This is a genomic window from Streptomyces inhibens, from assembly GCF_003389455.1.
GTDB lineage: Bacteria > Actinomycetota > Actinomycetes > Streptomycetales > Streptomycetaceae > Streptomyces > Streptomyces inhibens.
Genome location: NZ_QUAC01000310.1, coordinates 58,504 through 79,994, shown reverse-complemented (window position 1 = coordinate 79,994; position 21,491 = coordinate 58,504). Strand labels below are relative to the sequence as shown.

General features: G+C 71.5%; 19 protein-coding genes and 3 pseudogenes. 16 read left to right on the top strand and 6 right to left on the bottom strand.

From position 1 onward, the window contains the following. Positions 1–262 precede the first annotated feature (262 nt). From DY245_RS33535 to DY245_RS33525, 3 genes and pseudogenes are all read left to right on the top strand, one after another. Entirely contained in the window at positions 263–1,489 is a 1,227-nt protein-coding gene (locus DY245_RS33535) for a sensor histidine kinase (protein WP_128510921.1), read from the top strand. Then, positions 1,486–2,160: pseudogene (locus DY245_RS33530) on the top strand (response regulator); the annotation flags it as partial. The gene DY245_RS33535 and the pseudogene DY245_RS33530, both read left to right, overlap by 4 nt. A gap of 430 nt (positions 2,161–2,590) precedes the next feature. After that, the gene (locus DY245_RS33525) at positions 2,591–3,241 is read left to right on the top strand and encodes a TetR/AcrR family transcriptional regulator (RefSeq protein WP_128510920.1); all 651 of its coding nucleotides are present in this window, start codon (positions 2,591–2,593) and stop codon (positions 3,239–3,241) included. On the opposite strand, the gene DY245_RS33520 is transcribed toward DY245_RS33525, so the two are convergent. Further along, positions 3,232–4,716 carry an LVIVD repeat-containing protein gene (locus tag DY245_RS33520; RefSeq protein ID WP_128510919.1) on the bottom strand — a complete coding sequence of 495 codons (1,485 nt, stop codon included), beginning with the start codon at positions 4,714–4,716 and terminating at the stop codon, positions 3,232–3,234. The two genes, DY245_RS33525 and DY245_RS33520, sit on opposite strands and share 10 nt — an antisense overlap. Positions 4,717–4,865: 149 nt before the next feature. Between DY245_RS33520 and DY245_RS33515 the strand changes: the two genes are divergently transcribed. Further along, positions 4,866–5,567 carry a DUF305 domain-containing protein gene (locus DY245_RS33515; RefSeq protein ID WP_128510918.1) on the top strand — a complete coding sequence of 234 codons (702 nt, stop codon included), beginning with the start codon at positions 4,866–4,868 and terminating at the stop codon, positions 5,565–5,567. Between the two features lie 10 nt (positions 5,568–5,577). On the opposite strand, the gene DY245_RS48520 is transcribed toward DY245_RS33515, so the two are convergent. Then, positions 5,578–6,597, bottom strand: coding sequence for a DUF6214 family protein (locus DY245_RS48520; protein ID WP_128510917.1), 1,020 nt, complete (start codon positions 6,595–6,597; stop codon positions 5,578–5,580). Between the two features lie 151 nt (positions 6,598–6,748). Between DY245_RS48520 and DY245_RS33505 the strand changes: the two are divergent. Continuing rightward, a pseudogene (locus DY245_RS33505) lies at positions 6,749–7,854 on the top strand (FAD-dependent oxidoreductase); the annotation flags it as partial. A 1-nt stretch (position 7,855) separates the two neighbouring features. Continuing rightward, positions 7,856–8,137, top strand: a pseudogene (locus DY245_RS47155) (NADP oxidoreductase); the annotation flags it as partial. A 57-nt stretch (positions 8,138–8,194) separates the two neighbouring features. Here DY245_RS47155 and DY245_RS33500 read toward each other — a convergent pair. Then, positions 8,195–8,566, bottom strand: a complete 372-nt coding sequence (locus DY245_RS33500) for an ArsR/SmtB family transcription factor (protein ID WP_128510916.1) — start codon at positions 8,564–8,566, stop codon at positions 8,195–8,197. Between the two features lie 163 nt (positions 8,567–8,729). On the opposite strand from DY245_RS33500, the gene DY245_RS33495 reads away from it, so the two are divergent. From DY245_RS33495 to DY245_RS33465, 7 genes are all read left to right on the top strand, one after another. Beyond that, a complete protein-coding gene (locus DY245_RS33495) occupies positions 8,730–9,833 on the top strand; it encodes an NADH:flavin oxidoreductase/NADH oxidase (RefSeq protein WP_128510915.1) in 1,104 nt (367 codons plus the stop codon). 144 nt (positions 9,834–9,977) lie between these two features. Then, positions 9,978–11,063, top strand: coding sequence for a WD40/YVTN/BNR-like repeat-containing protein (locus DY245_RS33490; protein WP_128510914.1), 1,086 nt, complete (start codon positions 9,978–9,980; stop codon positions 11,061–11,063). 247 nt (positions 11,064–11,310) lie between these two features. Next, positions 11,311–11,988, top strand: coding sequence for a uracil-DNA glycosylase (locus DY245_RS33485; RefSeq protein ID WP_128510913.1), 678 nt, complete (start codon positions 11,311–11,313; stop codon positions 11,986–11,988). Positions 11,989–12,011: 23 nt separating this feature from the next. Continuing rightward, a complete protein-coding gene (locus tag DY245_RS33480; RefSeq protein ID WP_128510912.1) occupies positions 12,012–13,118 on the top strand; it encodes an LURP-one-related family protein in 1,107 nt (368 codons plus the stop codon). After that, positions 13,111–14,169, top strand: coding sequence for an N-acetylglucosamine kinase (locus DY245_RS33475; RefSeq protein WP_128510911.1), 1,059 nt, complete (start codon positions 13,111–13,113; stop codon positions 14,167–14,169). Before DY245_RS33480 ends, DY245_RS33475 begins: the two co-directional genes overlap by 8 nt. 95 nt (positions 14,170–14,264) lie before the next feature. Continuing rightward, the gene (locus DY245_RS33470; RefSeq protein WP_425329473.1) at positions 14,265–15,221 is read left to right on the top strand and encodes a sirohydrochlorin chelatase; all 957 of its coding nucleotides are present in this window, start codon (positions 14,265–14,267) and stop codon (positions 15,219–15,221) included. Between the two features lie 328 nt (positions 15,222–15,549). Further along, positions 15,550–15,891, top strand: coding sequence for a nuclear transport factor 2 family protein (locus DY245_RS33465; protein WP_128510909.1), 342 nt, complete (start codon positions 15,550–15,552; stop codon positions 15,889–15,891). Between the two features lie 17 nt (positions 15,892–15,908). On the opposite strand, the gene DY245_RS33460 is transcribed toward DY245_RS33465, so the two are convergent. Together DY245_RS33460 and DY245_RS33455 are read right to left on the bottom strand one after the other, a co-directional pair. Continuing rightward, on the bottom strand, positions 15,909–16,958 hold the full coding sequence (locus tag DY245_RS33460; RefSeq protein ID WP_128510908.1) for a lactonase family protein: 1,050 nt from the start codon (positions 16,956–16,958) through the stop codon (positions 15,909–15,911). A gap of 143 nt (positions 16,959–17,101) precedes the next feature. Then, positions 17,102–18,610: an FUSC family protein gene (locus DY245_RS33455; protein ID WP_128510907.1), complete on the bottom strand. Its 1,509-nt coding sequence runs from the start codon at positions 18,608–18,610 to the stop codon at positions 17,102–17,104. A gap of 321 nt (positions 18,611–18,931) precedes the next feature. Here DY245_RS33455 and DY245_RS33450 point away from each other — a divergent pair, with 321 nt between their 5' ends. The 3 genes from DY245_RS33450 (at position 18,932) to DY245_RS33440 (ending at position 20,997) form a co-directional block, all read left to right on the top strand. After that, entirely contained in the window at positions 18,932–19,576 is a 645-nt protein-coding gene (locus DY245_RS33450; protein WP_128510906.1) for a LysE family translocator, read from the top strand. A 158-nt stretch (positions 19,577–19,734) separates the two neighbouring features. Beyond that, entirely contained in the window at positions 19,735–20,211 is a 477-nt protein-coding gene (locus tag DY245_RS33445; protein ID WP_128510905.1) for an Lrp/AsnC family transcriptional regulator, read from the top strand. 57 nt (positions 20,212–20,268) lie between these two features. After that, positions 20,269–20,997, top strand: a complete 729-nt coding sequence (locus tag DY245_RS33440; protein ID WP_128510904.1) for an HAD family hydrolase — start codon at positions 20,269–20,271, stop codon at positions 20,995–20,997. Positions 20,998–21,012: 15 nt separating this feature from the next. Here the strand turns inward: DY245_RS33440 and DY245_RS33435 are convergent, their stop codons facing one another. Beyond that, positions 21,013–21,402 carry a hypothetical protein gene (locus tag DY245_RS33435; RefSeq protein ID WP_181923990.1) on the bottom strand — a complete coding sequence of 130 codons (390 nt, stop codon included), beginning with the start codon at positions 21,400–21,402 and terminating at the stop codon, positions 21,013–21,015. Positions 21,403–21,491: the final 89 nt, after the last annotated feature.

Below are 21,491 nucleotides of genomic sequence, written 5' to 3'. Positions count from 1 at the left end.
CTCCGGCGGACGGACTTGAATGCGGACGTCTGCCGGGGGCTCCCGGCCGGTCTCCAGACCATCACTGCGAGGGGCCGCCAAGCGTCGTGGCAGCGGATGATCCGGACCGGGGCCCTGGGTCCCTCCCAGGCCCGCGACCAGGACCCTGGTCCTGGTCCCGACCCAGGTCAACGCCCGGGACAGTGGCCGCGAACCGCTACCACTGCGGCTGCTGTGCAACCCTGTCCCGGGGGCCGGGAGGCCGGACGCAGGGAGAACAGACATGCCCAGGAGCCGACACATCGGGCCCGACGATGACCAGGAGTCGGTGCACATCGACAGCGCCGAGCCGGCGTGGACCCGTAACGACGCACTCGTGACCGGCGGCGCCTGCGCGCTGAACCTGCTCAGCTATGTGTTCTTCAACGACCCCAACGGCCGGCACAATGTGAGCGTGGCCGGGTTCCTCCTCGTCGCGCTGGCGGCCATGCCGCTGCTGGCCCGGCGCAGCCACCCGGTGGCGGCGCTCGCCGCCGCACTGGCACTCGATGCGGCGGCCACCCTGACCGTCCCGCTGCCCAGCCACTTCGGTGCCGTCCTGGTGGTCGCCGTGTACTCGGTCGCCAGAGCCTGCCCCGGTCGGGTGACGGCGGTCGCGGCCGCCGCAACGGTGTCGCTGACGCTGCTGAGCCAGAGCAGCGGCCGGATTCCGCCCTGGCAGGAGGCCATTACCCCGCCCCTCTCCACCCTGATCGTCGTCGGCACCGCCATGGCGGTCAACCGCTGGCAGCGGGAGGTGGCGGCCAACCGCAGCCTCCTTGCCGACCGTGCGGTGGCCGACGAACGCCGCCGCATCGCACGGGAGTTGCACGACATCGTGGCCCACCACATCACCACCATGCAGCTGATGGCCGGCGGAGCCCGGGCCAACCTCGCCCAACCGGAGGTGGTCCAAGAAGCCCTGGTCACCCTGGAGTCCTCCGGGCGGCTCGCGCTGCGCGAGATGCGCCAGCTCCTCGACGTACTGCGGGCCGGCGACGAACCGGAGGCCGCGCCGTCGCTGCCCCAGCCCGGCGTCGACGACCTCGACCGCCTGGTGGCCGAGTCCCGCCTCGCCGGACTGCCGACCGAGTTCAGCGTCCGCGGGCCGCAGCGCCCGCTGCCGCCGACCGTCGGCCTCACGGTGTTCAGGATCGCCCAGGAGGCCCTCACCAACACTCGCAAGTACGCGGGGCCCGCCCGCGCTTCCGTACAGCTGACTTACCACCAAGAAGGGGTCACCGTCGAGGTGCGGGACGACGGCGGGGGCACGCCACCGCAGGAGGGGGCGTCGACGATGGGCTCAGGCGGATACGGTCTGATCGGCATGCGCGAGCGCGTCGCCCTGCACCGCGGCACCCTCACCGTCGGCCCGCAGGCCGACGGGGGGTTCGCCGTGATGGCCGAGCTACCGCTGACCACGGACGAGACGGCCGAGGCGACAGTCCAGCACGAGGGAGCGCGCCGATGACCGGGACCGGACCGACGCCACCGAGGATCAGGGTGCTCATCGTGGACGACCAGCCGCTGGTCCGGCGCGGCCTGTCGCTGATCCTCTCCCCCGACCCGTCCCTCGAGGTGGTGGGCGAGGCCGAGAACGGCGCGCAGGCCGTCACCCTCGCCCGCCAACTGCGCCCCGACGTCGTGGTGATGGACATCCGGATGCCCGTCCTCGACGGAGTCGGCGCGACCGGGGAACTCGCCGCCACCCTGCCCGACTGCCGGGTCCTGGCCCTCAGCACCTTCGACCTCGACGAGTACGTCGTGGGCGCCCTGCGCGCCGGAGCCTACGGGTTCCTGCCCAAGGACAGCTCCCCGGAGGACCTGAGCGCGGCGATCCGCACCGTCCACGCCGGCGAGGCCGCCGTCGCGCCGCGCCTGCTCACCCGGCTGATCTCCACCTACGTACGGGCACCCCACGGTGCGCCACCGGCCCCCACCGGCCTGGGTGAACTCACCCCCCGCGAGGTCGAGGTGTGGCGTCTGATGGCCACCGGCCTCGACAACACCGAGATCTCCCGCGCCCTGGACATCAGCCTCTCCACGGTCAAGAACTACATCACCAGCATCTTCGACAAGCTCGCCGTCCGCGACCGCGCCCAGGCGGTCATCGCGGCCTACGAATCGGGCCTGGTCACCGCCCGCGCCGTAGCCGGGGATCCGCCCGGCTACGGGCACAGCGAAACAAGACCCCCTCGCCAACCCGTCGAGCCCAGTGCCACTAGAAGGTCGCACTTGTCGCCAGACCAGCCAACAGGACACTCCCCATATTCCTGACGCACCGTCAGAAGAGTCAGCAACCAGTCAGCAACCAGTCAGCGAGCACATGATCAGATGCCACCAGAGATGATCGAACCTGCAGACCGGCGCGGGCCCAGATCGGCCTTGTGACCTGCAGAAGCGGAGGTCACAAGGCCGATCCCAGTACCACCTCAGCCCGATTCGGGCGATCCCCCGCGTCGCCCGAATCAGGCAGCTTGACCGGATTTCGGCCCTCCCCGGGCGAGGGGACGGACATCCGGAGTCGGGCTGAGTATATTGGCTCTCAGCCAGTCAACGCAGGAGTTACAGGATGTCCCCCCGCAGCGCATCGGTCAATGAAGAATTGCGGCAGCGCTCCCGCGAGCGGCTGCTGCAGGCGACGGTCGAGCTGGTGGGGGAACGCGGCTTCGAAGCGACGACCCTCGGGGACATCGCCGAGCGGGCGGGGACGGCGCGCGGGCTGATCTCGTACTACTTCCCCGGCAAGCGTCAGCTGCTGCAGTCCGCCGTGCACCGGCTGATGCATCGCACCCTGCAGGCGGCGCTGGAACGCGAGCCGCGGCCGACCGGGCCGGTCGCCGGGCGGGAGCTGCTGGCGCGCGCCATCGACGCCATTCTGGGCCTTGCGCATGATCATCCATTGCTGATGCGTACGCATATGGCGGGAATTCTGACGGCCGAGGGATTTATTCAATGTCCCGAGCAGCAACGGCTGGCCCAATTGCTGCGTGAGACGGTCGTGGCGTACGGATCACCGGATCCCGATGCCGACTATCCGCTGTTGCGGGCGCTGCTGATGGGTTCGGTGGTGCCGATGCTGCTGCCGGGGGCACCGATGCCGCGGGCCCGGCTGCGCGCCGAATTGTTCCAACGGTACGGGCTGGACTGGGAGTTGGGGGTCCCGCCGGACGAGGAGCCGCCCGGCGGGATACGGACACAGGGCCCGGAACGTCAGCGGTAGTCGGGCTGGGTCTGCACGTTGAGCTCCCTCATCCGTACCGACTCGGCGCTGTCGGTGCGGCGGTCGTCGATCGCGAGGACGTCGAAGCCCTTGGCGATGTCGTTGGAGTAGATGTGGCCGTTGTAGTAGTACGCGGACCACGCACCGCCGGTGACAAGTGAGTCCGTGGAGATCGGGCCGCGTTCGAAGTAGCCGATCTCCTTGGGGTGCGCGGAGTCGGTGAAGTCCCAGATGGAGACGCCGCCTTGGTACCACGCCTGGACCATGATGTCGCGGTTCTTGGCCGGGATCAGCGAGCCGTTGTGGGCGACGCAGTTCTCGGTGTCGGCCTGGTGGCGCGGGATCTTGTAGTAGCTCTTGAAGACGAGCTTGCGGTGGGTGCCCTTGCCGACGATGTCGTAGATCCCGTCGGCGCCGCGGTTCGGCCCGGTCTTCTCGTTGCAGGTGGCCGCTCCGCCGCCGCCCAGCTCGTCGGTGAACACCACCTTGTTTCCCCGCTCGTTGAAGGTCGCGGAGTGCCAGAAGGCGAAGTTGACGTTGTCCTGGACCCGGTCGATGACCTTGGGTGCGGCCGGGTTCGCGATGTCCAGGAGGATGCCGTCGCCCATGCAGGCGCCCGCGGCCAGCTTCAGCTTCGGGAAGGTGGTGATGTCGTGGCAGCCGGTGGTCTGTGAAACGCCCGGGTTGGTGGTGCCGCCGGGGTTGCCGCCGTCCGGGAAGAGGACGGGAAAGTCGATGACGGCGGCCTTTTCCGGCGCGGAGCGCGGCACCTTGATGACGGAGATGCCGTCGTGCGGCGGCCGGCAGTCGGGGAAGCTCTCGCTGGGCGAGTACGACGAGACGTAGATGTAGACGTCGCGGCGCTCGGGGACCAGCGTGTGGGTGTGCGAACCGCAGGCGGTTTCGACGGCGGCGACGTACCTGGGGTGCGCCTTGTCGCTGATGTCGAAGACCTTCATGCCCTCCCAGGAGGACTTCTCGGTCGCGGGCTGTGTAGCGCTGTTACAGGAGTTGTCGGTGCGCGAGGAGTCCGTGGACAGGAACAGCAGATTCCCGGAGACCGAGACATCGTTCTGCGAGCCGGGACAGAGCACCTGGCTCACGGTCCGGGGCGCCTCGGGCCGGGAGATGTCGTAGATGACAAAGCCGTCGTAGTTGCCGGCGAACGCGTACTTCCCCTGGAAGGCGAGGTCGGAGTTGGTGCCCAGGAGCGCCTGCTTGGGGATGTTGGCCAGATGGCGGACGTTGTCGCTGTGCACGACCTCGTCCACGCCGGGTATCTCGCCGTTGTTGATCGCGGCCCTGGTGTCCGCCTCCTGGCCGCGGCTCACCTCCTTGGCCGCGGAGGGATGGTCGCCGGGGTCGGGGGTCGCGGCCGCGGGTCCGGCCACGAGGAGGGCGGCCGCGAGCCCGAAGGCCGCGGTCACAGCTCCGAGGGATCTGCGCCGCACGCGGGGTCTGTGCAACGACGTCACAAGGTCCTCCCTGGAGTCCGTTCCGATGTGAACGGTTCTTGGCCCCGGTAGTATCGCGCCCCTCATGTACATATCAATAGATGGCAATGAAGATGTAACGCCCGTGCAGGGCAGGTAATGCGCCGGCAAGGGCGCCCCAGGCCCGATGGATGGTCCGACGGACAGGAGTGTGTGCGTTGACGCGTCCCAGAAGAGCGATCGCCCTCGCCACGGCCGGCTTCTCGCTGGCCATCTCCCTTGCGCTGAGCGGCTGTTCGTCCGATGACGACACCAAGAAGGCGAGCGAGGCGGGCGGCCCGAAGGTGGTGGCACCGGGAAAGCCGGGCGAACCGGCGAAGACCCTCACCGCCGATGAGGCCAGGAAGGCGCGTAGCGACGACTCCCCCAACTCCGCCGACTTCAGCTACATCCGGATGATGATTCCGCACCATCAGCAGGCGCTGGTGATGACGGAGCTGGCCGCCCGGCATGCGGACGGCGAGCAGGTCGGGCGGCTGGCGGAGCGGATCTCCGCGGCCCAGGGACCCGAAATCGACGCGATGAAGGGCTGGTTGAGCGGTCACGGCGGGCCGCACGCGGAGGGCGGCCACCATCATCACGGGGCGATGCCCGGGATGGCCACCGCCGCGCAGCTCGATCAGTTGCGGGCGGCACGCGGCGAGAAGTTCGACGCGCTCTTCCTGAAGTTGATGATCGCGCACCACCAGGGTGCGGTCTCCATGGCCACCGAGGTGCTCTCCGAGGGCAACAACGCGCTCGTGGAGGACATGGCGAACGACGTCATCGCGCAGCAGAGCGCCGAGATCGGGCGGATGGCACGGATCCGGGCGAAGCTGCGGCAGGCGTCGTAACGCCGCCCCGTCACCGTTTGTTGTGACGTGGCGTCAGCAGGCCTTCGTCGCGGGCGCCGGCGATCAGTCGCAGCGATCTTCGGCGATTGCGGCCGGTGGCGAGCATGACGGCCAGCACCGGATCGCGCCCTTCCCGCTGGGCCTGGCGGTAAGCGTCCGCGGCGATCTTGCGACGCTCGCCGGCCCGCGACCGGGCGAGGACGGTGGAGCGGGCGCGTTCGGCCGGGGCGGAGGGCGAGGCGGGCGTGGGCGGCGCGGAGGGATCGGACGGGTCGGCCGGAGCGGATGGATCGGACGGCGTGGACGGATCGGACGGAGCGACCGGAGTGACCGCTCCCGAGGCCGGCTCGGCGGGCGACCCGGACGACGCTTCCGCTGACGGCTCCGCCGACGTCTGCCCAGACGGTTCCGCTGACGGCTCCGCGGACGTCACGGCAAGGTGGCCGATCCCGGCGCCCGTTGTCGTGGCGTGGGGCGCACCCTCGCCGGGAACGGCACCCGCCGCCCCTGTTGCCTCCTCGACCTCGGCGTCCGCCGTAGCCGGCGCAGCCGTCGGCCCGGGCTGTCGCTCCGGCCCGGCCGTCGCCCCGCCGCCCCGTTGTGGTGACATGTCCGCCGGGCCGAGCTGCCGGGGCGCGGGCCGGATCTTCCGCGGCCGCCCGGTGGCTGCCCGGAAGGCGTCGTCCAGCGGCCCCTCGATCCAGCGGGCCAGGTCGGCGAGGCTGTCCAGGGCCAGCGGCGGGTCGGCACGTACGTCCTCGACGGTGATGTGGTCGTCGGAGACCGTCACAAGGACATCGATCCGGGCGCCGTCGGCGAAGGTCAGCCGGGCGCTGCACCAGGGGCCCAGCGGGTCGAGCCGGGGCAGCGAGCAGCCGGGACCGTCGGATCCGGCAGGATCCTCCGGGGCGGCCGGCTCGGGAGCGGGCGCGGCCGAGCCATGGGCCTGCAGCTCCCACGTGGGCCACTTCCGTGGCGCGCCCTGGGCCTCATATCGGTGATTAACGGTATAAAAGTCACTTTCCGACACATTGAAAACCTAGCCTCCAGCTCACCCGGCCCAGTAGCGCGGCACGCTCATCCCACCGGGAGCAACCCCGATAGCGCATCTCCCGTCGCGCGCCTGCCGGTGCGATCCTGGGGGTATCCCGCGGAAGGGGCCACTCGTGCTTCGTGTCGCAGTGATCGGTTCCGGGCCCAGCGGTGTCTACACCGCCCAGTCCCTGATCGAGCAGCAGGCCGTACCGGACATCGAGGTGTACGTCCTGGATCGGCTGCCCTGCCCGTACGGTCTGGTGCGCTACGGCGTCGCGCCGGACCACGAGAAGATCAAATCGCTGCAGAACAATCTGCGTACGGTGCTGGAGCACCCCAGGGTGCACTTCCTGGGCAATGTGGAGGTCGGGGCGCCGGGGCTGGGCGTGGCGGAGCTGCGGGAGATCTTCCATGCGGTGGTGTTCTGCGTGGGCGCCGCCACCGACCGGCATCTGGGCATCCCCGGCGAGGAGCTGCCCGGCAGCCATCCGGCCACCGAGTTCGTCGCCTGGTACAGCGCGCATCCGGATGCGGCCGCGGTCCGTTTCACCCTCGCGGCGCGGTCCGCGATCGTGATCGGCGTGGGCAATGTCGCGGTGGATGTGGCGCGGATGCTGTCCCGTGGTGCCGCCGAGCTCGCCACCACCGATATGCCGCAGGGACCGCTCGGCGCGCTCGCGGACAGCCACGTCGAGGATGTCTGGATGGTCGGACGACGCGGGCCCTCGCAGGCCAAGTTCACCACCAAGGAGCTACGGGAGCTGGGATCCCTTCCGGGTACGGAGGTGCGCGTACAGCCCGAGGAGCTGGCGCTGGATCCGGCGTACCTGGATCCGGGCGAGCTGCCGGCGGTGGGGCGGCGGAACGTCGAGGTGCTGCGCGGCTGGGCGGAGCGGCCGACGGCCGCCACCACTCCGGTGGGGCGGCGGATCCATCTGCGGTTCTTCCTGCGTCCGGTCGAGGTGCTCGGGGACGCCACGGGGGTGCGCGCGGTCCGCTTCGAGCGGACGGCGCCCGATGGGCGGGGCGGAGTCCGGGGCACGGGCGAATTCGAGGACATCGAGGGGCAGTTGGTGCTGCGTTCGGTCGGCTATCGGGGCACGCCGCAGCCGGGGCTGCCGTTCGACGAGGGGACCGGGACGGTGCCGCATCTGGCGGGCCGGGTGCTACGGGACGGCGCACCGCTTCCCGGCGTGTACGTGGCGGGCTGGATCAAGCGGGGCCCCACGGGGGTGATCGGAACCAACCGGCCNAAGCGGGGCCCCACGGGGGTGATCGGAACCAACCGGCCGTGCGCGAAGGAGACCGCACACTCGCTGCTGGCGGACGCCGGCACGCTGGCGGATCGCGACACCGCCGAGGACCCGGTGGCCGCGCTGACCCGGGCCGGGCAGCGGCCGGTCCCGTGGCCGGGCTGGCTGGCCATCGAAGCCGCCGAGGCGGAGTGGGGCCATGGATTGGGCCGCGGCACCGTCAAGCTGGCCGACTGGGAGGGGCTGTTGGACGCGGCCCGCTCGGCGGGGGTGAACGGCTGATCCCCCGGGCTGTCCGACAGCGGGCAGCCCTTGCCCCCTGCGGCGGCCGGTCGTGCCCTAATCCTCCCCGAGGCGGCGGGCCTGTAGGTCCGCCGCCCGCAGGACGCCGTCGATCAGGCCGGGGAAGAGGTCTTCCAGGTCGGCCCGGCGTAGCCGGTTCATCTTCGCCGTGCCCCGGTAGAGCTGCTGGATGACGCCGTGCTCGCGCAGCACCCGGAAGTGGTGGGTACACGTCGACTTGCTGACCGGGAGGGGGATGTCCGCGCAGTTCAGCTCGTCCTCGGCGGCGGCCAGTGTGCGCACGATCCGCAGTCGCATCGGGTCGGCGAGGGCATGCAGGACGTCGGTCAGCCGGATGTCCGCACGGGCCGGGTGTTCCAGCGCCCGGGAGCCCGACGAGGCGCCCGTTGATGTCGTATCGGTCGGCATGACGGCTCCTGACTGAATCTGCGGGCTCGGTATGGCCTGGCGCGCCGCCCGCAGGCTCATTGTACGAGAAGCATCGTAGTTTGACATCCACCGTAGTACGACGTCTATCGTATGAGTGCGGGGCCAACCGGAACCCGCTCCTCTCCAGGTACAGGAGCCTGCCGTGAGCGCACTGTTCGAGCCCATCACCCTTCGCTCGCTGACCGTCCCGAACCGCCTCTGGATGGCGCCCATGTGCCAGTACTCCGCGGCGCCCGAGGGGCCGGCAGAGGGCGCGCCCGGCGACTGGCACTTCCAGCACCTGGCCGCGCGGGCGGTGGGCGGGACCGGCCTCATCCTCACGGAGGCGACCGCGGTGAGCCCCGAGGGGCGCATCAGCCCCTACGACCTCGGGCTGTGGAACGACACCCAGACCGAGGCGTTCCGGCGCATCACCGCATTCCTCAAGGCCCAGGGGACCGTGCCGGGAATCCAGATCGCTCATGCCGGCCGCAAGGCGTCCACCGAGCGTGGCTGGGTGAACCGCGGTGGGCCGATCCTGCCCGGTCAGCGGTACGGATGGGAGCCGGTCGGCCCGAGCCCGGTGCCGTTCGGCGAAGGGTTCGCCACCCCCGCGGAGCTGTCGGTGGCGCAGATAGGTGAGATCGTCGCGCAGTTCGCGGCGACGGCTCGGCGGGCGCTGGCGGCCGGCTTCGAGGTGGCCGAGATCCACGGTGCGCACGGCTACCTGATCAACGAGTTCCTCTCCCCGTTCACCAACCGGCGCACCGACGAGTACGGCGGCTCGTACGAGAACCGAACGCGGTTCGCGCTGCAGATCGTGGACGCCGTACGGGAGGTCTGGCCTGAGGAACTGCCGGTCTTCTTCCGGATCTCGGCGACCGACTGGCTGGCCGAGGACGAGAGCGACGAGCGCGAGGGCTGGACGGCCGACGACACCGTGCGCTTCGCCCGCGATCTCAAGGAGCACGGCATCGACCTGCTGGACACCTCCACGGGCGGCAATGCGCCGGACGCCAAGATCGCTACGGGGCCCGGCTACCAGGTGCCGTTCGCCGAGCGGGTCAAGAAGGAAGCGGGCCTCGCGGTGGGCGCCGTCGGTCTGATCACCGAGGCGCGGCAGGCCGAGAAGATCATCGCGGACGGTCAGGCCGACGCCGTACTGCTCGGCCGTGAACTCCTGCGCTCCCCCAGCTTCGCGCAGCACGCGGCGCGGGAACTGGGTGCCGAGATCGCCCTGCCGTCGCAGTACCACCGGGCCGCCTGAGGCCGCACGCGAGGTGCGGCAGACCGCGTCAGCAGCCGCACCGCACCGTCCCACCTGCGCGGATACGCTCCGGGACGCTGTTGTCAGTGGTCGGGTGCAAACTGGCCACTGTCTGAGACAACGGCGTCCCGGAGGTGTTCCGGCATGACTGACGTACTACTCGCGGTGGGCACCCGCAAAGGCCTCTTCATCGGCCGTCGGCGGCACCGCGACTGGGAATTGAGCGGACCGCATTTCCCCGCACAGGCGGTGTACTCCCTCGGGATCGACACCCGCCGCGCGACACCCCGCCTGCTGGCCGGCGCCGACAGTGCCCACTGGGGCCCGTCGGTATTCCACTCCGACGACCTGGGCGAGACCTGGCACGAGCCCTCCCGCCCCGCGGTCAAGTACCCGAAGGACACCGGGACTTCGCTGGAGCGGGTCTGGCAGCTGCACCCCGCGGGCCCGGCCGCGCCCGATGTGGTCTACGCGGGCACCGAGCCCGGCGGCCTGTTCCGCTCCGAGGACGGTGGCGAGACCTTTGAGCTCGTACGGGCGCTGTGGGACCACCCGAGCCGCGAGAAGTGGGTGCCGGGCGGCGGTGGTCTGGCGGTCCATACGGTGATCACCGACCCGCGGGACGCCGATGCGGTCACCGTCGCCGTCTCCGCGGCCGGGGTCTTCCGCACGCGGGACGGAGGCGCGAGTTGGACACCGTCGAACAAGGGCGTGAAGGCGGTCTTTCTTCCGGATCAGCATCCGGAGTTCGGCCAGTGCGTCCACAAGATCGCGCAGGACCCGGTGAACCGCGACCGCCTGTATCTGCAGAATCACTGGGGCGTCTACCGCAGCGATGACGCGGGCGCGCAGTGGACGGACATCGGCAGCGGTCTGCCCTCGGACTTCGGCTTCGCCACGGCCGCGCATCCGCGCAAGGGGGATGTCGCGTATCTCTTCCCGATCACCGCGGACATCGACCGGGTGCCCGCCGAGCACCGCTGCCGGGTCTACCGCACGACCGACGCCGGCGGAAGCTGGGAGGCGCTGACCGACGGACTGCCGGCGGCGGACCACTACGGCACGGTGCTCAGGGACGCGCTGTCCGTCGACGACACCGATCCCGCCGGGGTGTATTTCGGCAACCGCAATGGCGAGGTGTACGCCAGCGCGGACGACGGGGACAGCTGGCAGCAACTCGCCTCCCATCTGCCGGATGTGCTGTGCGTACGGGCGGCCGCTGTTGCGTGAGCGGAAGCGGAGGGATGGTGCGGGGAGGGGGCGTGTGGGGAGGAGGGGAAGGGTGACGGCTCGAATACCGAGGTAACGCGGCGTAGGGGAAGGACGGTTGGGCTCATCCGAGTGGTACTGCACCGCTCCGGCTTCCTTCCGGGGTTTCCGGGGTTTCCGGGGTTTCCGGCATCTTCGGCGGTTCCGGACGGCCAGGGCTCGGGCCATCGATTGAAGGGGAAGTGGCCTGGGCCAGTAGGGTGATCCCGTGGCTGCACGACCTCTCCAAGACATTGTCGAACCAGGCTGGGCCAAGGCACTTGAGCCCGTTGCCGGACAGATCGCCGCGATGGGCGACTTCCTGCGGGCGGAGATCGCCGCAGGACGTACCTATCTGCCGGCCGGCAGCAATGTGCTGCGCGCCTTCCAACAGCCCTTCGACGAGGTGCGGGTGCTCATCGTCGGGCAGGACCCCTACCCCACACCGGGGCATGCGGTCGGGCTCAGTTTCTCCGTGGCGCCGGACGTCCGTCCGTTGCCCGGGAGCCTGGAGAACATCTTCCGCGAACTGCACTCCGACCTCGGACTGCCCCGGCCGTCGAACGGCGACCTGACCCCGTGGACCCGCCAGGGCGTACTGCTGCTGAACAGAGCGCTGACGACGGCGCCCCGCAAGCCCGCCGCGCACCGTGGCAAGGGCTGGGAAGAGGTCACCGAGCAGGCCATCCGTGCGCTGGTGGCGCGGGGGCGTCCGCTGGTGTCGGTGCTGTGGGGGCGCGATGCGCGCAATCTGCGGCCGCTGCTCGGCGATCTGCCGGCCGTCGAGTCGGCGCACCCCTCCCCCATGTCCGCCGACCGGGGCTTCTTCGGCTCGCGGCCCTTCAGCCGGGTGAACGACCTACTGGTGCGACAGGGCGCGCAGCCCGTCGACTGGAGGCTGCCCTGACCCCGGGCGATAGTGTTCGCCGCATGACGAATGCGAACATCCCTGCGGGTTGGTATGCCGACCCGCAGGGCACCCCCCACCAACTTCGCTGGTGGGACGGGTCCCAGTGGACTGAGCACACCCACCCGGGACAGCAGGCCGCGGCGCCGGCCCAGGCCCAGGCACCCCAGCCGGGCCCCCACCAGGCGCAACAGCAGCCGGCACAACAGCACGCTCCGCAGCATCAGCACCAGGCTCCTCAGCAGCAGACCACCCAGCAGCCCCCGCAGCAGCAGATGCCGCAGCAGTTCGCGCCGCAGCAGCAGGCGCAGGGCCAGGCCCCGTACCCGGGCCAGCAGCAGGGCGGCGCACCGTACGGGCAGCAGGGCTACGGCCACCCCCAGCAGGCGCCCGGCCAGCAGGCACCCGGCCAGCCGATGCAGCAGCCCTACGGACAGCAGCAGATGCCGGGGCAGCCGGGCGCGAACCCGGGCGCCGTGCAGCAGCAGGTACAGCAGCAGGCCGGGGTGGCGGCCGGCGGACCGGGCGGTGGCACCCTGTTCACCGAGCCGGTGCTGGTGGTCAACCAGAAGGCCAAGCTGATCGAGGTCACCAACGAGTACAGCGTCTTCGACCAGCACGGCAACACCCTCGGCGCGGTCGTCCAGGTCGGCCAGAGCACGGCCAAGAAGGTGCTGCGGGTCGTCTCCAGCCTGGATCAGTACATGACCCACAAGCTGGAGATCCGGGACGCGTACGGCCAGCCGCAGCTGGTGCTGACCCGGCCCGCGAAGATCATCAAGTCCAAGGTGATCGTGCAGCGTCCGGACGGCTCGCCGGTCGGCGAGATCGTGCAGCAGAACGCCATCGGGAAGATCAACTTCGCGATGATGGTCAACGGCCAGCAGATCGGCGCCATCAAGGCCGAGAACTGGCGCGCCTGGAACTTCGCGATCGTGGACCACGCCGACACCGAGGTCGCCCGGATCACCAAGACCTGGGAAGGCCTCGCCAAGACGATGTTCACGTCCGCGGACAACTACGTCCTGCAGATCCACCACCAGCTGCCCGACCCGCTGCTGAGCCTCGTCGTCGCCACGGCCCTGACCGTCGACACCGCCCTCAAGCAGGACGCCCGCGGCTTTGGGTGAGCCCACCGGACGCGGCCCGGACACCGGGCGCGGCCCGGACACCGGAGGCGGGACGGTCCCGGCCGACGGCCATGTCCTCGGGGTCGACTCGGGCGGTTCGGGGCTGCGGATCGCGGTGGCGCGCGCGGACGACCCCGCGGCGCGGCCGCTGGCGACATACGCCTCGAACGAGCCGGTGCGCATCGGCCCCGACGGGATCGACGCCGGGCACCTGCTGTCCCAACTCCTGCCCGCCGCCGAGGAGTTGCGGCGCGAGGTGGGCGCGGTCCGGTTCACGGCGGGGTGCGTGGGCGCCGCCGGCATGGCCACGCTCGGCGACGAGCTGCGCGCCCGGCTGCCCGCCGAGCTGGCCACCGCGTTCGGGGTGCGGCGTCTCGCCCTCGCGGCGGACGCCGTGACCGCGTACGCCGGCGCGCTGGGCCAGCGGCCCGGTGCGGTGGTCGCCGCGGGCACCGGCATGATCGCCCTGGGCACGGACCTGACCGGCGAGGGCGGTTGGCGCCGCGCGGACGGCTGGGGCCATCTGCTGGGCGACTGCGGCAGCGGCGCCTGGATCGGCCGCGCCGGCCTGGAGGCCGCGATGCGCGCGTACGACGGCCGGCCCGGCGGTTCGGCCGCCCTGCTGGCTCGCGCGCAAGCGATGTTCGGTCCGGTGAACGGGCTGCCCGGCGCGCTCTATCCGCGGCCCGACCGGCCCGCCGTACTGGCCTCGTTCGCCCCGGAGGTCGGCCGTTGCGCCGCCGACGACGCCGTGGCGGACGGCATTCTGCGCGCTGCGGCGGGGCATATCGCCGACGCCGCGGCCGCGGTCTGCCCGCCGGGCGCCGGCAGCGCGGTGGCGTGCACCGGCGGGCTGTTCGGGATGGGCGAACCGCTGCTGGCTCCGCTGCGTACGGCGCTCGCCGAGCGGCTGCCGGACGCCCGTCCGACTGCCGCTGCCGGGAGCCCGCTCGACGGGGCGCTGACCATCGCCGCGGCGCTCGCCGGCGACCGCCTGACGCTGCCCGTGGATCCGAAGTTGTTGCAGATCACACGCCCTGCGCCGGGTTAGTGCCGCTATGACGCGCGGGATAAAACGGGACGGATACCTCTCCACCGAACCCTCCCTCCGCGCGGGGGTGGTCCAAGGCGTTAGCATGCGGCGCCATGAGTTCCCCCACTGGGCCCGCACCTGGCTCGCCCCATTTTGACGCCGCACCCCCGAGCCCGGGAGCCGCACCCGGCCTGCCTGTACGCATGCCGCGTGCGCGGCAGTCCGGCCGCCACCGCAGGCCGGAGCCGCTCGCCGCACCCGAGGGCGCACCCGCCCTCGTGCTGGCCGTGCCCGGCACCCCCACCTCCGCCTCGCGCAGCCTGGCGGAGGAGGTCTCCAGCATCGCCCGCTCCGAACTGCCCGGCCTCGATGCCCGGATCGGCTATCTGGACGGCGGCGACGACGAGTTCCCGTCCCTGGAGGCCGTGCTGGCGCACGCCGCCGCCGAGCACAAGGCCCGGGCGGAGGCCGAGGGGCAGTCCGACCCCGGTCCCTCCGCGGTGGTCGTGCCGCTGCTGGCCGGCCCGGACAGCGCGCTGCTGCGCCGGATACGCCAGGCGATCATGAACAGCGGCTCCGCCGCCGAGCTGACCGATGTCCTCGGCCCGCACCCGCTGCTCGCCGAAGCACTGCACGTCCGGCTCTCCGAGGCCGGTCTGGCGCGCGCCGACCGTGCGCGGCTGTTCACGGTCGCCACGGCCGCTGACGGCATCATCCTCGCCACCGTGGGCGGCGACGAGGCCGTGCAGGCAGCCGGGATCACCGGCATGCTGCTCTCCGCACGCCTCGCGGTGCCCGTGCTGGCCGCCGCGCTGGACGAGGAGGGCGCCATCTCCCGTACGGCCGAGCAGCTGCGCGGCTCCGGTTCGCAGCAGCTGGCGCTGGCCCCGTACCTGATCGGCCCGGAGATCACCGACAGCCTTCTGGGGGCGGCCGCGGCGGAGGCGGGCTGTGCCTCGGCCGAGGCACTGGGCGCCTACGGCGCGGTGGGCCGGCTGGTGCTGTCGAACTACGCGGCGTCGGTGGGCATCGCCCTGCCGACGCAGGCGCAGGGGGTACCCGTCCGCTAGGACACTCCCCGAGGCCACAGCAGATCTTCGAAGGGCCGTCTTCGCGCAGCGCGCGGGGCGGCCCTTCGCGTCGTCCGGGCGGAGGCGATACGTCCGATTCCCGTCTGAGCGGCGCAGATGCCCGTCAGACGGCCCGACAGGACAGCGGCCGCGGTCCGGTCGACGGGGTGGCCGTACGTCCGCCAGAGGGCCCCTCAGGGCGCTTGTCGCACCTCTGACGCGCCGACCGATGAGTCCGGGCACCGGGCAGCGTCTAACGTCCTGTGGACGCCCTCCCCGGGCCGCTCGCTCCTGAGGGCGCGAGCGGCCCGCCCACGGAAGGAAGTTCATGTCGAACGTCGAAGTGGTCCGTGCCGCTTTCGCGGCCTACCTCGCCCAGGACCGCGCCGCCATCGACCGGCTGCTCGCCGAGGATTTCGTCTTCACCAGCCCGCAGGACGACCACATCGACAAGGCCGCCTTCCTGGAGATCTGCTTCCCCACGGCGGACCGCCTGCGCCGGCAGGAGATCCTCGATGCCGTGGCCATCGACGACGAGCAGGTCTACGTCCGGTACGCGTACGAGCTGAAGACCGGCGAACGCCATCGCAATGTCGAAGTGCAAACGGTGCGGGACGGCCGGATCACCGAGGCCCAGGTGTACTTCGGCGGGCGCTTTCCCGAGGGGTGAGCGGCCCGGACGCCGGGTCAGACGAAGACCACGCAGGAGGCGGCCGGCGCGCGGACGGATCCGGTCCGGGCCGGAACGCCGCTCTCCGGGTCGATGGTGAACCAGGTGACCTCACCGGAGCGTTCGTTGGCGGCGTAGAGGTGCCGGCCGTCGGGGTGCAGCGCCAGGTCACGGGGCCAGTGGCCGCCGCAGTGGACGGTGGTCACGAGGGTTGCGGTGTCGCCCGACGCGTCGAGGGCGAGGACCGAGAGGCTGTCGTGGCCCCGGTTGGCGGCCCAGGCGAACCGGCCGTCCTGGGAGAGGACCAGTTCGGAGGGGAAGGTTTCGGCCGGTGCGGCGCCGTCCGGGAGGAGGCGGGTCTCTCCCAGGGGCGTCAGCGCGCCCCGGTCGGCGTCCCACCGGCAGACCGTCACCGTCGGATCGAGCTCATTGATGACATAGGCGCGGTCGCCGCGCGGGTGGAAGGCGAGATGGCGAGGGCCGCTGCCGGGCCGCAGCCGGACCTCCTCGCGTACGGTCAGCGCCCCGCCGGCGGTGCCGAGGGCGCAGACGCGGACCGAGTCGGTGCCCAGGTCGACGCTGAGCAGCCAGCGGCCGCTGGGGTCGGGCAGTACCGCGTGGGCGTGCGGGCCCTCCTGACGATCCGTCCGCGGACCGCTGCCCTGGTGCGCGAGCACGGTGGCGGGGCCGCCGAGCGAGCCATCGGCCCGTATGGGGAGCGTACTGACGCTGCCGGAGCTGTAGTTGGCGGTGACGAGGTGGCCGGCGGTCAGGGTGAGGTGGGTGGGGTCGGCGCCGTCCACGGGCACGGCGGGTGCGAGCGGTGCGGGTCCACCGGGCGTGAGGGCGAAGGCGGCCGCGGCGCCGTCCGGGGTCTCGCTGACCGCGTAGAGGTATCGGCCGTCGGGGCTCAGGGCCAGGTAGGAGGGGTTGGGGACCGCGTCGGTGGAGTGCAGCGGGGTGAGTGCGCCGGACTCCGGGTCGACGGCTGCGGTGGTGATCCCGGCACCGCCGGCCGTGGTGAACGATCCGATGTACGCCCGCCGGCCGCTGTCGCTCGTCCCCACTGGCTCCGCCCTTCGTCCGCCTGCCCGTTGAGGTGCTGCGGCGACGCTAACAGCCACGGCCGGGGCGTCCGCGGTGATGGCCGATTCCCGCCCACCGGCTCCCGCACACCGGTCCGCGCGCCCGCGACCGTACGATCCGCCGGTCAGGCCCCGACCAGCGGGGAGGGCCGGGTGCTGCGCAGGGGCGCCGCCAGTTCGGCCAGTGCCTTCTCCAGGCCGTGCAGATGGGTGAGCGCGGGCTCGGGCGCCGGCTGCTCCGGTGCCGCCGTGACGGCCCCTGCCGTGTCGCGCGCCTTGCCCGGTGTGGTGAGTGCCTCCACGGCAGCCTCCACCCGCCAGCAGGCGGCGGCGAGCCGGTCGTCGTGCGAAGCCTCCGGGTCCGCGGCGATGGACGCCAGTCCGCGGACTTCGCGGGCGCAGTCGTCGAGGAGCGCCAGGACGCGACGGGCCTTCTCCTTGCGGGTACGCAGCGGACTCAGCGGATGCACCAGCGGAGCGAGCGAGAGCCGCACCCTGCTGAGCAGCAGCTCCAACTCGGCGATCCGAGGGGCGGGGTCGGCGGTCTCGGAGCCGGCGAGACGGGCCGCGGACTCGGCGGCGCAGGTGTGTACGCAGCGAAGGGCGCGCTGGATCCAGGCATCGGTGGCGGCGTGGGTGGTCACGGGCAGCACCACGAGAACGGCCAGTGCCGCGCCGATCGCCCCGACGCCGGTCTCGGCCAGCCGGAGCGCGAGCAGACTCGCGTCCAGGACCCCGAGAAGCCCGTAGAGCAGGCCGGCCATCACCGTCACCGCGAACATCATCCACGTGTACGAGACAGCGGCCGTGTAGAAGATCCCGAAGACGCATACCGCGACGAGAGCCACCGTGGGGACGGCGGCCCCGTGCAGCGGTATGGCGACGACCGCTCCGACGGCGATGCCGATCACCGTGCCGAGGATCCGCCGGAAACCGCGTACCAGGGTCTCGCCGCGGGAGGCGGTGTTCACGAAGATCCACCAGGTGGCGCCCACGGCCCAGTACCAGCGCTGGTCGGACAGCAGTTGCCCCGCCATGAGGGCGAAGGCGCCGCCGAAGGTCGCCTGGATGGCCTGGCGGGTGGTCGTACGGGCGAGACCGGTCCCGCCCGGCGGAGCAGGCGCGACGACGGGAGACAGCTGCCGCTCGTAGCACCACAGGCCGAAGCGCACGGTCGAGGACGCCAGGAGCGAGAGGACGACGGCGGCATACAGCTCGGGCAGCTGGGCGGGCACCGCGTGCAGGAACTGCGTCGCGAAGAAGGTCATGAACGCGAACACCCCGAGGGCGTGACCGCGAGGCCCCCAGCGCCGGGCATAGACCCCCACCCCCATGACGGCGAGAAACGCCACGTCCCGTACCAACGGCTGGTCGTGCAGCCCTGTCGCGAGGGCGAGCACCGGAAGTCCGGCCGCGGGCAGCAGGGCCGTGGTGAGCGCCTGGTCGCGGACCGTCGCGTCGGTGACCGTGAAGAGCGCGAGAAGCGCGGCGAGCCCGCCGGTGATGGCCGCGACGAGCGAGTGGCCGGCGAGGCCACAGACCGCCACGGCCAGACTGATGCCGAGGACCGCCCGAGTAGCGCTGCGCAGCCGCAGCCGACCCGGGTCCGGAACCACGAACACCCTCTTCAGCACTGCTTCCCGCCCCTTCTGTGCCCGCATGAAACCCGCATGAAAAAGGCGCCGCGGAGTTCCGCAGCGCCATCGACAGCCCCATCAGAGCATCACTTCGGCTGATGGCTCAACAGAGCCGAAAAGCACTGAGCCATTGGTACAGTCCTGCGCTCTACGGCTGGGCCAGGAGGGTGCCAATGGCAGAGCGGCGAGCGAGGGCGCCATGGAGGGACTCCGACGGGCCCGCGCGCGGGTGCGGGCAGATCAACCGCAGATCAACCGAGGGACCGGGATGTAAGGATTCACAGTTCGGCTGGTTCAATGTCCGTCGAGGTGAGAGACATGGTGTCTACCGACCGGCTGCTGGCTTTCGCGGCGATGTCACTGCTGGTGATCGTGATCCCGGGACCGAGCGTGCTCTTCGTGATCGGCCGGGCGCTGGCCCACGGCCGCCGCACGGCGCTGGCAACGGTCCTGGGCAATGTGCTGGGCTCGTACCTCCTGGTTGCCGCGGTGGCGCTCGGCCTCGGCTCGCTGGTCGAACGGTCCGTCACGGTCTTCCTGACCGTGAAGCTGGCGGGTGCGGCGTACCTGGTCTTCCTCGGAGTGCAGGCGTTCCGGCACCGCAAGGACATGAAGATGGGTGCCGCGGAGGCACCTGGTCAGCCGGCTCGCGGCGATCTGCGGACGGTCGTCGACGGCATCCTGGTCGGCGTCACCAACCCGAAGGGCATCGTCTTCTTCGCCGCCGTACTCCCCCAGTTCGTGGACCCCACGGCAGGCGGGCTGCCCACCCAGATGCTCATCCTGGGCCTGGTGCCGATCTGCATCGGCCTGATCACGGACACGCTGTGGGGGCTGACGGCCTCGGCGGCCCGCAACTGGTTCGCCCGGTCCGAGCGCCGGCTGTCGATGATCGGTGGTGCGGGCGGCTTCGCCATGATCGGCCTGGGCGTGACGGTGGCGGCCACCGGCCGCGCGGACTGACCACCGCTCGCGCCGTCATCGACACCCGCGTCCGCCTGGCCGAAATGGCGGCCCCTAGGGACCTCGCCCCGTCAGCCGGCTCAGCCGGAGCGGGGTGTGATTGGGCCGTTGCTACAGTCACAAGACGCTTTCACCGACAGCGAGGGGACCGTTGGACCATGGCCGTGGATGCCCTGGACGCCAAGATCCTCGGGCTGCTGCTGGAGCAGCCGCGCACCAGCGTGCGGGAGTACGCGCGCCTTCTCGGTGTCGCCCGGGGCACGGTTCAGGCGCGGCTCGACCGGCTGGAGCGGGACGGTGTGATCACCGCCTACAGCCCCCGGCTGTCGCCCGCCGCACTCGGCCACCCCGTACTCGCCTTTGTGCACATCGAGGTCACCCAGGGGCACCTGGAGGAAGTGGCCGCCGCGCTGGCGGAGGTGCCGCAGATCATCGAGGCGTTCTCGACGACCGGCGGCGGCGATCTGCTGACCCGGGTGGTGGCCCGGGACGCGGCGCATCTGGAGGATGTCATCCAGCGGCTGATCAGCCTGCCGGGCGTGGTCCGTACCCGTACGGAGGTGGCGCTGCGCGAGCGGGTGCCGCATCGGATGCTGCCGCTGGTCGAGACGGTGGGCGGTAGCGCGAAGCGCTGAGCCACCTGGGGCAGGCTCGCAAGCCGTGCCGGACGGTGTCTTGGCATGCTGGTGGGCATGAGCACCTCCCCCGCTTCCCAGATCACGCCCGTCACTCCCGGCCCGCCCGCTCCGGTGATCTTCGACCTCGACGGCACGCTGGTGGACAGCGAGCCGAACTACTACGAGGCGGGGCGCCGGCTGCTCGCCAACTACGGCGTGGCGGACTTCAGCTGGGAGCACCACACCCGCTTCATCGGCATCGGCACCCGCGAAACGCTGGAGATCCTGAGCCGGGAGTTCGGCCTCGACGCACCGATCGAGGAGCTGCTGGCCGGCAAGAACCGCACGTATCTGGAGCTGGCGCGGGCGCACACCGCGGTCTTCCCCGAGATGCGCGCGTTCGTGAAACGGCTGTCCGCGGCCGGGCACCCGATGGCGGTGGCGTCCGGTTCGTCGCGGGCCGCGATCGAGGCGGTGCTGGCCGGTACGGGGCTCGACGCGCTGCTGACCACGCTGGTGTCGGCCGAGGAGGTGGCGCACGGCAAGCCCGAGCCCGATGTCTTCCTGGAGGCCGCGCGCCGACTGGGCGTCGACCCTGCCGACTGTGTGGTGCTGGAGGACGCGGCGCCCGGTGCGCTCGCGGCACACCGGGCGGGGATGCGGTGCATCGCCGTCCCGTATGTGGCCGGCACCGCCGACGACCCGGCGTTCGCGAGCGCCGGGCTGCTGTTCAGGGGCGGTCAGGGGGAGTTCACGGCGCGGGCGGCGTACGACTGGCTCGGGCAGCCGGTCCGGTCTTCCTGATCTTGCCAGTGGCGGTCATCGGGAACGCCTCGACGATCTCCACCAGCGGTGGCTTGTAGCTCGCGATGCTGCCGCTCGCCCGGTCGCGCAGTCGCGCAGCGCCTGGGCGGTGAGCGCGCTGTCGGGGACGGTACGGGCGTAGGCGTACGGGCGCCGGCCGCGGCTCGGGGCGTCGACGGCGACCACGGCGGCGGCGAGGACGTCCGGATGCCGCCCGGGCAGCCGGCCTTCGCGCAGCGCCCGGCCGGTGGCATCCGGTGCGTTCCGGTAACGGGTCATCACGGACGGGCCGCGGACGATGATCTCGCCGCGTTCGCCGAGCGGCAGCGGGCGTTCGAGGCGCGGGTGGCCGAGCTGTACGAGCACAGCAAGGCGGTGAACGCGGCGGCGGCGCTGGGCGGCCACGCCCCGCGTCCGTTCACGGAGGTGGCCGCCAAGCGCCGGCCGTTCATCGATACCTGGTGAGGAGCTGACTCACAGTCCGTCAGTCCCGG

What these genes read in the sequence shown, in the direction of transcription:
- DY245_RS33500 (WP_128510916.1), bottom strand. Translation starts at nt 8,566, where the DNA reads ATGCCGACCGATACGACATCAACGGGCGCCTCGTCGGGCTCCCGGGCG.
- DY245_RS33535 (WP_128510921.1), top strand. Translation starts at nt 263, where the DNA reads ATGCCCAGGAGCCGACACATCGGGCCCGACGATGACCAGGAGTCGGTG.
- DY245_RS33480 (WP_128510912.1), top strand. Translation starts at nt 12,012, where the DNA reads ATGACGAATGCGAACATCCCTGCGGGTTGGTATGCCGACCCGCAGGGC.
- DY245_RS33470 (WP_425329473.1), top strand. Translation starts at nt 14,265, where the DNA reads ATGAGTTCCCCCACTGGGCCCGCACCTGGCTCGCCCCATTTTGACGCC.
- DY245_RS33490 (WP_128510914.1), top strand. Translation starts at nt 9,978, where the DNA reads ATGACTGACGTACTACTCGCGGTGGGCACCCGCAAAGGCCTCTTCATC.
- DY245_RS33525 (WP_128510920.1), top strand. Translation starts at nt 2,591, where the DNA reads ATGTCCCCCCGCAGCGCATCGGTCAATGAAGAATTGCGGCAGCGCTCC.
- DY245_RS33450 (WP_128510906.1), top strand. Translation starts at nt 18,932, where the DNA reads ATGGTGTCTACCGACCGGCTGCTGGCTTTCGCGGCGATGTCACTGCTG.
- DY245_RS33465 (WP_128510909.1), top strand. Translation starts at nt 15,550, where the DNA reads ATGTCGAACGTCGAAGTGGTCCGTGCCGCTTTCGCGGCCTACCTCGCC.
- DY245_RS33445 (WP_128510905.1), top strand. Translation starts at nt 19,735, where the DNA reads ATGGCCGTGGATGCCCTGGACGCCAAGATCCTCGGGCTGCTGCTGGAG.
- DY245_RS33440 (WP_128510904.1), top strand. Translation starts at nt 20,269, where the DNA reads ATGAGCACCTCCCCCGCTTCCCAGATCACGCCCGTCACTCCCGGCCCG.
- DY245_RS33515 (WP_128510918.1), top strand. Translation starts at nt 4,866, where the DNA reads ATGGTCCGACGGACAGGAGTGTGTGCGTTGACGCGTCCCAGAAGAGCG.